The sequence below is a fragment of the Psychrobacillus insolitus genome (assembly GCF_003254155.1).
Taxonomy (GTDB): Bacteria; Bacillota; Bacilli; order Bacillales_A; family Planococcaceae; genus Psychrobacillus; species Psychrobacillus insolitus.
Map to the genome: position 1 here is coordinate 23,611 of NZ_QKZI01000006.1, position 13,576 is coordinate 37,186.

Sequence of the window (13,576 nt, forward strand, 5' to 3'; positions counted from 1 at the left end):
ATTTTCCGTACACTCGCCATGGCAAAGCGGCCGGGTGTGTCGGTAACCTCTCGCTTCATCGCAGTCAAAGACCAACTTCAATATTATATACAATACTAAAATATTTTGCAAGTCTTTTTACAAAATAAATTTTAAAGTTATAAACGCATTACTTTTTTCTATAATACTTATGTTTTCTAAGCCGTTGTTTAGTATATAAAATTTTAATAAAAATTGCAACTGATAAGTAAAATATATTTTGGCACTTTGTAAATCTAACTATTTCATTATAGAATATGCTTTTAAAGAACTAAGCTGGACACCATTTCCTTCTGTGAATGCTTGAAACTTATTTCACGAAAAAAGGACATCTCTACTATAGAGATATCCATACTTTCTATTACTATAGAACAAACACCGCTACACTCACATTACCCACTGTGAGGAGTACATCTGCCTCTTTCCTTTATAATGCATCTTCTACTACTTTGCGGTAATAACCAGCAGATAGAATAGCAAATATAGAGTAAAGTATTATATATACACCCATCGTAATCAGTAAGGGTGCAACTAGCTCCGTACCAAAGAAAACCCATCCTGATTTTACTGCAAAATAGCTGTGTGCTAGGCCTATTGCTAATGGGAAGCCAAAGTTAAACAGTTGCTTCCGATGGATTCCCTTCATAATTTCATTTGTAGTAAATCCTATTTTGCGCAAAATCGTATAGGTCGCCTTTTCTTCATCAGCCTCTGACATTTGCTTGAAGTATAATATACTTCCAGTCGTAATTAAAAATGCTAGACCTAAGAACCCAGTTATAAAGATAGTTAAACCAAGTTCATTCAATAAATCTAAACGGTAGCTTTCTTGAGATTCTACACTAACTGTTTTCGTAGCAATACCACTAGGATAAGGTATTTCTACAGATACTTTGTTCGCTTCAAATATTTTCTCTGCTTTTTTTAATTGGCTCACTTCTTGCAACTCCATACCTACTACCATCTGATTCTCATTGAGAGGGTCATTGAGTAGCTTTTGAAAATAGGAGTCCTCTAATACAACAGTAAAAAAGCCATACGAATGATAATTTGGTACCATGTATTCTTCGGAAACCTCTGTAATAAATACCTCTTCTGTACCTGTGGATGTAATAAACTGAATTGGTTTTTGTGCTTCTATTCTTATATTCTCTGCACGCAAACTGTCATAGCCTACTATATAACCCTGTCCTTCCTTTAATTGAAGATTTGGCAACTTGCTTTGAATATCCTTCTGACTTACAACCTGTATTGTCAGTCTCGTCGATATATCATTATTTAGTGCAGCATCTTTGACCAGAAGGGAACGAACATCAGCTTCAACTGCCAGTAAATCTATATCATCTCTTGTATATTGAATTTCTTCTTTGTCAAACTCTTCTATTAAGTCGAAACCAGTATCTTCATACATTACATAGTCATATGGAATAGCTTCCTCTGCCACTGTATCTACTGAATAGTAAGAGATATACGATAGTGTGAGTATACCTAGTGTTGTAGCAGATAAAATTGTAATAGTCGTAAGAGACATTGCACTAGATTTCATACGATGCATAATGGTAGACAAAGATAAAACATCTTGAACAGACATTAAACCTTTTTTACTCTTTCTTACTAGATTAAGGATAAAAGCTACCGAGAAACGAAATACAAAATAAGTTCCACCTACCGTTAAAATAAGAATTGAAACCATTTTAAACAGTAGCATATTTGGAGTTAAGTCTGGATTACTTAAGTCTAACAATGAAGTAGACAAGTAGTAGCCGTAACCTATAAAAGCAAGCCCAATAAAGCCTAAGAACATATGAAAAGCATTGAACTTTTTGACCTTTTCATCTGCAACTCCTGTTGTAGTGATAAGAGTTAAGAGGGATACTCTCCTTATTCTTATTGCAGTTTGTAAAATCACTACTATTAATAGTAATAGAAAAACTATTACGGTCATTAGAAGTGCTTCTAAAGAAAAAGTAAGTTCTACAAACGCATCCTTTTCTAATATTTTAAGGAGAATCATTGCAAATACTCTTGATGTAACAAATCCCATTAATACTCCAAGGATAATTGATCCTAACCAAAGTATAATATTCTCAATTGCTATTAATCTTGTCACTAGCCCCTTGGACATACCTACTAGCTGATATAAGCCGATTTCCTTGCTCCGTCGATTCATAAATAGCTTATTAGCATACAGTACGAAGAAAATGACAATGAATAGAAGTAAATAGGAACCCGCCTTTAAAGCTGCGGAGGACATTCCGCTACCTATTTCCTTAACAATTGCTGGATTATACTGCAATGTTACAAAGGAATAATACAGTGTAACGCTAAAAACTAATGCAAAGACATAAAGGTAATAGTTTTTTATATTCTTTCTCATACTGCGTAGAACTAACTGATTAAGCGTCATAGCCATCACCACTCAATACACTCTGTGTATTCATAATTTCATGATAGAATTGCTTGCGATCCTTTTCACCTTTATATAACTCCGAATATATTTGTCCGTCCTTTAAAAACAGCACACGTGAGCAAAAACTAGCAGCTACAGAATCATGTGTAACCATCATAATTGTCACTTTTTTCTCTTTGTTAATTTTTTCTAAATTACTTAGTAACGCTGTAGCAGACTTGGAATCCAAAGCTCCTGTTGGCTCATCAGCAAAAACGATAGAGGGACTTCCAACCAGAGCTCTTGCAGCTGAAGTTCTTTGTTTTTGTCCACCAGAAATTTCATTGGGATATTTATTTAAGATATCATTAATTCCTAAAAGATCGGTTATCTCCTTTATCTTTTTCTCTGACACAGTTTTAGGGGTTTTCCCTACTGATAATGGAAGATATATATTTTCTTTGACAGTTAATGTATCCAGCAAGTTATAATCCTGAAAGATAAAACCAAGCTGTTCTCTGCGGAACTGGGAAAGCCTTTGTTCTTTCATTTTTTGCAGATTAAAATTATTTATCTCTATCGTTCCTGATGTAACTTTATCAATAGATGCTAAGACATTTAAGAGCGTTGTTTTACCTGAGCCTGAAGGTCCCATGATTCCAACAAATTCTCCTTCTCTTACCTCTAGATCAATATCCTTTAATACTTCCTGCGTATTTGTTTTTTTTCCAAATACCTTTTTAATCTTTCGACCTCGTAAAATAACCATGGTCTACCTCCTACCTTTTATTAATCTCATTTTACCCATTATTTAATGAAAAATCGTTCGTTTTAGGTGACAATCAAAGAAAGTAGATGACATTTTTGTCACCTACCTAAAATTTGCTGCATTTCATTTTGTAATGGGAAATGTAAAGAAAAGGTAGATCCGAAATCAACCTCAGAAATAACACTTATCGTAATACCGAGCTTTTCGGCAGCATTCTTTGCTAAATATAGTCCCATCCCAGTGGAAGAAGTACTCTCTCTGCCTACCCTACCCGTAAAAGACTTATCAAAAATTCTAGGCAAGTCCGCTTGAGACATTCCTACCCCTTCATCTTGAATAGAGAGGATTAAGTGACCTAATTCATCATCTGTAGTAAATATCCTTATTTCTCCATGTACTTTGCTGTATTTAACTGCATTCGAGATTAACTGTCTTACGATAAATGAAAGCCACTTCTGATCAGTAAGGACAAGTCTATCTAAACCTATTGTTTCAAACCCTATATTACGTTCCATACACCATGGCTTAAGTTCTTTTATTTCCTTGAAGATAACTCTTTCCACATTGACATCTTCAATTAGGTTATCTTTTTCTATGGAGGGAAGACGTGTTTTATGAAGCTGCTGATCTAAAAGCATATGCAATCTTAACCATTCTACTTCTAATTTTTTCTTAAGTGTAGAATCATCTACACTATCCAACATGAGCTTCATACTTGTTAGAGGTGTTTTCATCTCATGTATCCAAGAAAGCGTCTGGTCCCTCTCTTCTAGAAAAGTTGTATGGGCATCATTCAGTTCTTGTTTCCCTAATAGAACTATCTCTTGAAACTCATCCATAAGTACCTTTTCGTAAACTGACTCCCCTTCAGGAAGGCTTGCAATTAACTGATCGAACGTCAAATCGCCTTTAGGAATTTCTAAAACACTTTTTATAAATTTTGTTTCCTGAAAAAATCTCCATAGAAAAAACAATAAAAATAAAAACAGATTAGTACTATTCATATACAGTATAGAAGTATTAGCAAATGTTACGTCTAGAGTCAGAAGAATATTTAACCATAACTGAAAAAAGCTAAAAAAGAGAATCCACGTCATTCTTTCTTTTATATATAACAGAAATAGTTTCATGGCTCCTGCCTAGTTATCGCTATATACCCCAAACCTTTTTTCGTCACAATAACTTCCCCTAACCCGATTTGTTCTAGTTTCAATCGTAATCTATTAACATTGACTGAAAGGGTATTGTCATTTACAAACTTTTCATCATCCCATAGCTTTCTCATAAGCTCATCTCTAGAAACAATTTTATCCAATGACTGGACTAAAACTCTTAGGATAAACAACTCATTTTTAGTAAGTTCAACCTCTTGATCTCCTTTGGAAATAACACTTCTAGAATAATCAATGATAGCATCATTCCAATGGACAATATCTAATTGTTCTTCTCGGTAATCATAGGTTCTTCGGAGTATCGCTTGGATCTTTGCTAATAAAACTTCCATATTAAAAGGTTTTTGAACAAAGTCATCTGCCCCCATTTGCATTGCCATAATTATATCCATAGGATGATCCCTAGAGGAAAGAAAAATAATAGGGACTTTCGAGTGCCTACGAATTTCTCGGCACCAATGAAATCCATCATATGCCGGAAGCTGAATATCTATAATTACTAACAGTGGTTTCTCTTCTAAAAAAGTAGGTAGGATTTCCTGAAAGTTAGTTGGCCCAATAACTTCAAATGACCAATGAAGAAATTTTTCTTTTATCAGATCAAATATAGAATTATCATCTTCTATCAGCATAATTTTTTGCATTTAATCCCCCCCTATATATACAGTGTACACAATTTTAAGTACAAAAAAAACCATCTCGTCGTCACGAGATGGTTTTATATTAAAGAATTATAGATTACTTAGTAATAGTCGCTACTACTCCAGCGCCTACAGTACGTCCACCCTCACGGATAGAGAACTTAGTACCTTCTTCGATAGCGATTGGAGAGATTAGAGATACTGTCATTTCGATGTTATCTCCAGGCATAACCATTTCTACGCCTTCTGGTAAGTGACAAACACCAGTTACGTCAGTTGTACGGAAGTAGAACTGAGGACGGTAGTTTGTGAAGAATGGAGTATGACGTCCACCCTCTTCTTTAGAAAGAACATAAACTTCAGCTTTGAAGTCTGTGTGCGGAGTGATTGTACCTGGTTTAGCTAAAACTTGACCACGTTGGATATCTTCACGAGCAACCCCACGAAGAAGAGCACCAATGTTGTCTCCAGCTTCTGCATAGTCAAGAAGTTTACGGAACATTTCAACACCAGTTACAGTAGTTGATTTTGGTTCTTCAGTAATACCAATGATGTCAACAACGTCACCGATTTTAACTACTCCACGTTCAACACGACCAGTAGCAACAGTACCACGACCAGTGATTGAGAATACATCCTCAACTGGCATCATGAATGGTTTATCAGTTTGACGTTCTGGAGTTGGGATATAGCTATCAACAGCGTCCATTAATTCAATAATTTTTTCTTCCCATTCAGGTTCTCCTTCAAGAGCCTTAAGAGCAGAACCTTTAATTACTGGAATATCGTCTCCTGGGAAATCATATTCAGATAAAAGGTCACGAATTTCCATTTCTACTAATTCAAGTAATTCTTCATCGTCAACCATATCACATTTGTTCATGAATACAACTAGGTATGGAACACCTACTTGTTTAGATAAAAGAATATGTTCGCGAGTTTGTGGCATCGGGCCATCAGCAGCAGATACTACTAAGATACCACCGTCCATTTGAGCAGCACCTGTAATCATGTTTTTAACATAATCGGCATGTCCTGGGCAGTCTACGTGAGCGTAGTGACGAGCAGCTGTTTCATATTCAACATGTGATGTATTGATTGTGATACCACGTTCTTTTTCTTCAGGTGCATTGTCGATGTCAGCATATGATCTAGCTGTACCACCCATTTTTTTTGCAAGAACTGTAGCGATAGCAGCAGTTAGAGTTGTTTTACCATGGTCAACGTGTCCGATAGTACCAACGTTAGCATGTGTTTTTGAACGGTCAAATTTTTCTTTTGCCATTAGAGATAGCCTCCTCAGTAATTGTTTAATTTTTTATTATAAAAGTCTAGGGGTAGCTTGCCCCTATTCTTTTATATTCTACTTGTTGTTTATACTTGAAAATTGGTGATAATTCAATTATTCACCTTTATTTTTTTTGATAATTTCTTCAGAAATTGATTTTGGAACATCTTCATAGTGATCGAATGTCATAGAGAACACTCCACGTCCTTGTGTGTTAGAACGTAAAGAAGTTGCATATCCGAACATTTCTGCAAGTGGAACCATTGAACGTACTACTTGTGCATTACCACGAGCGTCCATACCTTCAACTCGTCCACGACGAGAAGTGATATCTCCCATGATGTCTCCTAAATATTCTTCAGGAACAACAACTTCAACTTTCATGATTGGTTCAAGAATTACTGGATTTACTTTAGATACAGCATTTTTTAATGCCATAGAAGCAGCAATTTTGAATGCCATTTCATTCGAGTCAACATCATGATATGAACCATCGTATAATTTTGCTTTAATATCGATTAACGGATATCCAGCAAGTACACCATTGTTAAGTGAGTCACGAAGACCTGCTTCAACAGCTGGAATGTATTCACGTGGAACTACTCCACCGACAACAGCATTTTCAAACTCAAAGCCTTTTCCTTCTTCGTTTGGAGAGAATTCAATCCAAACGTGTCCGAATTGACCACGTCCACCAGATTGACGTACAAATTTACCTTCAACTTTTGCTGAAGAGCGGAAAGTTTCACGGTAAGATACTTGTGGAGCACCTACGTTAGCTTCTACTTTAAATTCGCGACGCATACGGTCAACTAAGATATCTAAGTGAAGTTCACCCATACCAGCGATGATAACTTGACCAGTTTCTTGGTCAGTATGAACGCGGAATGTTGGATCTTCTTCTGCTAATTTTACAAGAGCAGCACCCATTTTATCTTGGTCAGCTTTAGATTTTGGTTCAACTGATAGAGAAATAACTGGTTCTGGGAACACCATAGACTCTAGAATTACTAAAGCTTTTTCATCACACAGTGTATCACCAGTAGTTGTATCTTTAAGACCTACCGCTGCAGCGATATCTCCTGCAAATACTTCTGTAATCTCTGAACGAGAGTTAGCATGCATTTGTAGAATACGTCCTACGCGTTCACGCTTACCTTTTGTAGAGTTTTGTACGTATGAACCTGATTGTAAAGTACCAGAGTAAACACGGAAGAATGTTAATTTACCAACATAAGGGTCAGTCATAACTTTAAATGCTAATGCAGAGAAAGGTTCTGAATCATCAGAATGACGTTCAATTACTAATTCAGAATCATCAGGGTCTGTCCCTTGCATAGCTGGAAGATCAAGCGGTGATGGAAGGTATGCAACAGCAGCGTCAAGAACTTTACGAACACCTTTGTTTTTAAATGCAGTACCACACACTACTGGATAGAATTCTACGTTCAAAGTACCTGTACGGATACCATCAACTAATTCTTCGTTCGTGATTTCTTCACCATTTAGATATTTTTCCATTAAATCTTCGTCAAGTTCTGATACCGCTTCAATTAGTTTTTCACGGTATTCTTGTGCTTGAGCTTTATATTCTTCTGGAATTTCAACCTCTTCTAAATCAGTACCTAAATCATTAGGGTAGATAGTAGCTGTCATCGTTACTAAGTCGATGATTCCACTAAAACCATCTTCAGCACCGATTGGTAATTGAATTGGATGAGCGTTAGCTTGTAAACGGTCGTGAAGAGTTCCTACAGAATATAAGAAGTCTGCTCCCATTTTATCCATTTTATTAATGAAAACAATACGCGGTACGCCATAAGTTGTAGCTTGACGCCATACTGTTTCTGTTTGTGGTTCTACACCAGATTGAGCATCTAGTACGGTAACCGCACCATCAAGTACTCGAAGTGAACGTTCAACTTCAACCGTGAAGTCTACGTGACCAGGTGTATCAATGATATTTACACGATGATTATCCCAAGTAGCTGTTGTTGCAGCAGAAGTGATTGTAATACCACGTTCTTGCTCTTGCTCCATCCAGTCCATTTGTGATGCACCTTCATGAGTCTCTCCAATTTTATGGATTTTCCCAGTGTAATAAAGTATACGCTCCGTAGTAGTAGTTTTACCAGCATCTATGTGAGCCATGATCCCGATATTACGTGTTTTATCTAAGGAGAACTCTCTAGCCATATTGTATATCTCCTTCCGATTCGTATTTGATTAAGAATTTAAAGTAATTCCTACCAGCGATAATGAGCGAAAGCTTTGTTAGCTTCTGCCATTTTGTGAATATCTTCACGTTTTTTAACTGCAGCACCAGTGTTGTTTGATGCATCAAGAATTTCGTTAGCTAAGCGTTCTTCCATAGTTTTTTCTCCACGAAGACGTGAATAATTAACTAAGTAGCGAAGACCTAATGTTGAACGACGATCTGTACGTACTTCAACCGGCACTTGGTAGTTTGTACCACCAACACGACGAGCGCGTACTTCAAGAACTGGCATTACATTGCTTAATGCAGCTTCGAATACTTCTAAAGCATCTTTACCAGAACGTTCTTTTACGATATCGAACGCTCCGTATAGGATTTTTTGAGAAGTACCTCTTTTACCATCAATCATCAATTTATTGATTAAACGAGTTACTAGTTTCGAATTATAAATCGGATCTGGTAACACGTCACGTTTGGAAACAGGACCTTTACGAGGCATGTGTTTTCCTCCTTTCGACGAATGTCAAATTATTAATTTATTTTAAAATTAGTTTTTCTTTTCTTTCGGGCGTTTAGCACCGTATAATGAACGACTTTGTTTACGTCCAGTAACACCAGCTGTATCAAGAGCTCCACGTACGATATGGTAACGTACACCAGCTAAGTCTTTTACGCGTCCTCCACGGATAAGTACAACACTATGTTCTTGTAGGTTGTGACCTTCACCAGGAATATAAGCAGTAACCTCTAACGTATTAGTTAAACGTACACGCGCATATTTACGAAGTGCTGAGTTTGGCTTTCTTGGCGTCATAGTTCCAACACGAGTACAAACCCCACGTTTTTGCGGTGAGTTAAGATTTGTAGCAGATTTTTTAAAACTGTTATAACCTTTTCCTAAAGCAGGAGATTTTGACTTCGTGATGTTGGATTTACGAGGCTTACGTACCAATTGATTAATTGTAGGCATCGATTATTCCTCCCTTCATTTGTTCTTTTTAATACCACACATCCAGGTGGTTCATTTTTTGGGTAAAAACAAAAGTTTTTGTGTTTTACACAAAAACAGTTACACAGTAATAGCTACTAACGATGCGCCTATGCGCAATCCACAAGCCTTACCAAGATCTATTTTAGACTCAACATAGTGAATTAGAACATTGTTTTCTTGTGCTGTAAGTCGTGCTAGTTCAATAATCCTAACATCTACATCAAGTGCAATATAAACTTCTTTGACAAGTCCATTTTTCATTGCTTTTACTGCTTGCTTTGTACCAATGATTGTTTTTTTTTCTTGTTTCACTTTTTCATAAGACATTTACATATCCTCCAAAGCTACAAGTCAGATAACTATCAACCTTAAATATTTTAACATCCATATAAACCAGTGTCAACACAAATCATAAAAATATTTAGGGAGAGAAGTAATATACTTTCTCCCTAATTGATTTTTTTACTCAGCGCTTACTACTTCTTTATCAGCATTTGATTCATTTTTTGTGATTTTAATTTGACGATAACGTTGCATACCTGTACCAGCCGGAACTAGTTTCCCGATAATTACGTTTTCTTTTAATCCAAGTAATTCATCACGTTTTCCTTTGATTGCTGCATCCGTTAAGACACGAGTCGTTTCTTGGAATGACGCTGCAGATAAGAATGATTCTGTTTCAAGAGATGCCTTTGTAATACCAAGGATAACCGGGCGACAAGTTGCAGGAATCTTCCCTTGAAGAACTGCATCTTTGTTTGCTTCAGCAAATTGGTGAATATCAAGCAATGAACCTGGAAGTAATTCTGTTTCTCCCGCTTCGATAACACGAATTTTACGCATCATTTGGCGAACCATTACTTCAATATGTTTATCACCGATCTCTACCCCTTGCATACGGTAAACTTTTTGTACTTCTTTTAACAAATACACTTGAACAGTATTTACATCTTTTACTCGTAACAATTCTTTTGGATCTATAGAACCTTCAGTTAATACTTCTCCACGTTCAATCACATCTTCTAGTTGAACTTTTAGACGTGCGTTATATGGAGCAAGGTATTTACGTGTTTCTACATTACCTTGAATTGTAATTTCTTTTTGTCCTTCTCTAATTTCCTCGATTTCAGTAACGATACCTGAAATTTCGGAAATAACAGCTTGACCTTTTGGATGACGAGACTCGAAAATCTCTTGGATACGTGGAAGACCTTGTGTAATATCGTCTCCAGCAACCCCACCTGTATGGAATGTACGCATTGTTAACTGTGTACCTGGTTCACCAATAGATTGAGCTGCAATAATACCTACTGCTTCTCCAACCTCTACTGTATCTCCAGTTGCTAAGTTAAGTCCGTAACATTTTTTACAAACACCGTGTTTAGTATTACATGTAAATGCTGAACGAATCGTTAACTCTTGTATACCGACTTCTTCAATAACACGAGCAACATCCTGTGTAATTAATTCATTTCTTGCTAAAATAACTTCATTTGTAGTTGGGTGGAATATTGTTTTCTTCGTATGGCGACCTACAATACGTTCACCAAACTCTTCAATAACTTCCGTCCCATCCATAAGAGAGCCAATTAGTAAGCCACGATCTGTTCCACAATCTTCTTCTCGAATTATTACATCTTGTGCTACATCTACTAAACGACGAGTTAAGTAACCTGAATCGGCTGTTTTAAGTGCTGTATCCGCAAGACCTTTACGAGCTCCATGTGTAGAGATGAAGTATTCAAGTACGGTTAAACCTTCACGGAACGATGATTTAATCGGAAGTTCGATAATTCGACCAGCCGGATTGGCCATCAGTCCACGCATACCTGCAAGTTGAGTGAAGTTGGATGCATTACCACGGGCACCTGAATCAGCCATCATGTAGATCGGGTTCATATTATCAAGAGTTTTCATCAGTTTCTCTTGAATAATTTCTTTCGCTTTACTCCAATGTCCAATAACACTAGCGTAACGCTCTTCTTCCGTAATTAATCCACGACGGAATTGTTTTAATACCTTATCTACTTTTCCTTGTGCTTCTTCAAGAATTTCACCTTTGTCAGGAAGTACCACGATATCAGAGATACCAATTGTAATACCAGCTTTAGTTGAATATTTAAATCCAAGAGCCTTCATGCGATCTAGCATTTTAGACGTTTCAGTAATATGGAATGATTTAAATACTTCCGCAATAATATTACCTAGAATTTTTTTCTTAAATGGTTCAACAAGTTCTGCAGCTTCGATATGTTTTCTTACATCAGTTGTTGTAGGAACAAAATATTTTGCAGGAGTTTCAGTTTGTAAATTGAAATCCGTTGGTTCGTTAATGTAAGGGAACGTTTCTGGTAGTATTTCATTGAAAATTACTTTACCAACAGTCGTTAACAATAACATTTTATTTTGTTCTTCTGAAAATGTTTGATTATTAAGTGATGATGCATCAATTGCGATACGAGAATGCAAATGTACATGACCAGTACTATAAGCAAGTAGTACTTCTTCTGGACCAAAGAAAGTGGTACCTTCTCCAGTTGCACCTTTACGCTCTAAAGTTAAGTAATAGTTTCCTAAAACCATATCTTGAGATGGTGTAACTACGGGTTTTCCATCTTTCGGGTTCAAAATGTTTTGTGCTGCAAGCATTAGTAAACGAGCTTCTGCTTGTGCTTCAGAAGATAAAGGAACGTGAACTGCCATTTGGTCACCATCAAAGTCAGCGTTGTATGCTGTACATACTAGAGGATGAAGACGAATTGCACGACCTTCTACTAATGTTGGTTCGAATGCTTGGATACCTAGACGGTGAAGAGTTGGTGCACGGTTTAATAAAACCGGATGCTCCTTAATAACATCTTCTAGTACATCCCAAACTTCTGCGTGCATACGCTCAATTTTACGTTTTGCACTCTTAATGTTGTGTGCTAAGCCACGTTCAACAAGTTCTTTCATAACGAATGGTTTGAATAATTCAATTGCCATTTCTTTTGGAAGACCACATTGATACATTTTTAAGTTTGGTCCTACTACGATTACTGAACGACCAGAGTAGTCTACACGTTTACCTAGTAAGTTTTGACGGAAACGACCTTGTTTCCCTTTTAACATATGTGAAAGAGATTTCAATGGGCGATTACCAGGTCCTGTTACCGGACGGCCACGACGACCATTGTCAATCAATGCATCTACAGCTTCTTGTAACATACGTTTTTCATTTTGAACGATGATGCTAGGAGCACCAAGGTCTAATAAACGTTTTAAACGGTTGTTACGGTTAATTACGCGACGGTATAAATCATTTAAATCAGAAGTAGCGAAGCGTCCTCCATCTAATTGAACCATCGGACGTAATTCAGGTGGTATTACAGGAAGAACATCTAGAATCATCCAATCCGGCTTGTTACCAGAGTTACGGAAAGATTCCACAACCTCTAAGCGTTTAATCGCACGAGTACGACGTTGCCCTTGAGCTGTTTTCAACTCTTCTTTTAAGTGCACGGTTTCTCCTTCTAAATCAATTTCTTGAAGTAGACGTTTGATAGCCTCTGCACCCATTGCCGCTTGGAATTTACTCCCAAACTTATCGCGATATGCACGGTATTCTTTTTCAGAAAGCAATTGTTTCTTTTCAAGCGGTGTGTCTGCTGGCTCTATTACTACATAAGAAGCAAAATAAATTACTTCTTCAAGTGATCTAGGAGACATATCTAAGAGAAGTCCCATACGACTCGGAATCCCTTTGAAGTACCAGATATGAGAAACTGGTGCAGCTAATTCAATATGGCCCATACGTTCACGACGTACTTTAGAACGTGTTACTTCTACTCCACATCGATCACATACGACACCTTTATAACGAACTCGTTTATATTTACCGCAATGACATTCCCAGTCCTTTGTAGGACCAAAAATACGCTCACAGAATAAGCCATCTTTTTCTGGTTTTAACGTACGGTAGTTAATTGTTTCTGGTTTTTTGACTTCCCCGTAAGACCATGAACGGATTTTATCAGGTGAAGCTAAACCAATTTTCATATACTCAAAATTATTTACATCTATCAAGGAGCCTACCTCCCTTTAGTCTTGT

General features: G+C 36.8%; 10 protein-coding genes. All 10 read right to left on the reverse strand.

The window, feature by feature from the left end; all coding sequences use genetic code 11:
• Positions 1–445: 445 nt before the first annotated feature.
• The 10 genes from C7437_RS12545 to rpoC all read right to left on the reverse strand — a co-directional run bounded on the left by C7437_RS12545 (position 446) and on the right by rpoC (position 13,551).
• On the reverse strand, positions 446–2,425 hold the full coding sequence (locus C7437_RS12545; protein WP_170122373.1) for an FtsX-like permease family protein: 1,980 nt from the start codon (positions 2,423–2,425) through the stop codon (positions 446–448).
• Positions 2,415–3,176 carry an ABC transporter ATP-binding protein gene (locus tag C7437_RS12550; protein ID WP_111440082.1) on the reverse strand — a complete coding sequence of 254 codons (762 nt, stop codon included), beginning with the start codon at positions 3,174–3,176 and terminating at the stop codon, positions 2,415–2,417. Before C7437_RS12550 ends, C7437_RS12545 begins: the two co-directional genes overlap by 11 nt.
• A gap of 98 nt (positions 3,177–3,274) precedes the next feature.
• Positions 3,275–4,306, reverse strand: a complete 1,032-nt coding sequence (locus C7437_RS12555; protein WP_111440083.1) for a sensor histidine kinase — start codon at positions 4,304–4,306, stop codon at positions 3,275–3,277.
• A complete protein-coding gene (locus tag C7437_RS12560; RefSeq protein WP_111440084.1) occupies positions 4,303–4,992 on the reverse strand; it encodes a response regulator transcription factor in 690 nt (229 codons plus the stop codon). The genes C7437_RS12555 and C7437_RS12560 overlap by 4 nt, the downstream gene beginning before the upstream one ends.
• Positions 4,993–5,086: 94 nt before the next feature.
• Positions 5,087–6,274: an elongation factor Tu gene (tuf, locus tag C7437_RS12565; protein WP_111440085.1), complete on the reverse strand. Its 1,188-nt coding sequence runs from the start codon at positions 6,272–6,274 to the stop codon at positions 5,087–5,089.
• 117 nt (positions 6,275–6,391) lie between these two features.
• Entirely contained in the window at positions 6,392–8,473 is a 2,082-nt protein-coding gene (fusA, locus tag C7437_RS12570) for an elongation factor G (protein ID WP_111440086.1), read from the reverse strand.
• Between the two features lie 50 nt (positions 8,474–8,523).
• A complete protein-coding gene (gene rpsG, locus C7437_RS12575) occupies positions 8,524–8,994 on the reverse strand; it encodes a 30S ribosomal protein S7 (RefSeq protein ID WP_111440087.1) in 471 nt (156 codons plus the stop codon).
• Positions 8,995–9,042: 48 nt separating this feature from the next.
• Positions 9,043–9,465, reverse strand: a complete 423-nt coding sequence (gene rpsL / locus C7437_RS12580; protein ID WP_111440088.1) for a 30S ribosomal protein S12 — start codon at positions 9,463–9,465, stop codon at positions 9,043–9,045.
• 99 nt (positions 9,466–9,564) lie between these two features.
• Positions 9,565–9,813, reverse strand: a complete 249-nt coding sequence (locus C7437_RS12585; protein WP_111440089.1) for a ribosomal L7Ae/L30e/S12e/Gadd45 family protein — start codon at positions 9,811–9,813, stop codon at positions 9,565–9,567.
• Between the two features lie 135 nt (positions 9,814–9,948).
• The gene (gene rpoC, locus C7437_RS12590; RefSeq protein WP_111440090.1) at positions 9,949–13,551 is read right to left on the reverse strand and encodes a DNA-directed RNA polymerase subunit beta'; all 3,603 of its coding nucleotides are present in this window, start codon (positions 13,549–13,551) and stop codon (positions 9,949–9,951) included.
• Between the last annotated feature and the right edge of the window lie 25 nt (positions 13,552–13,576).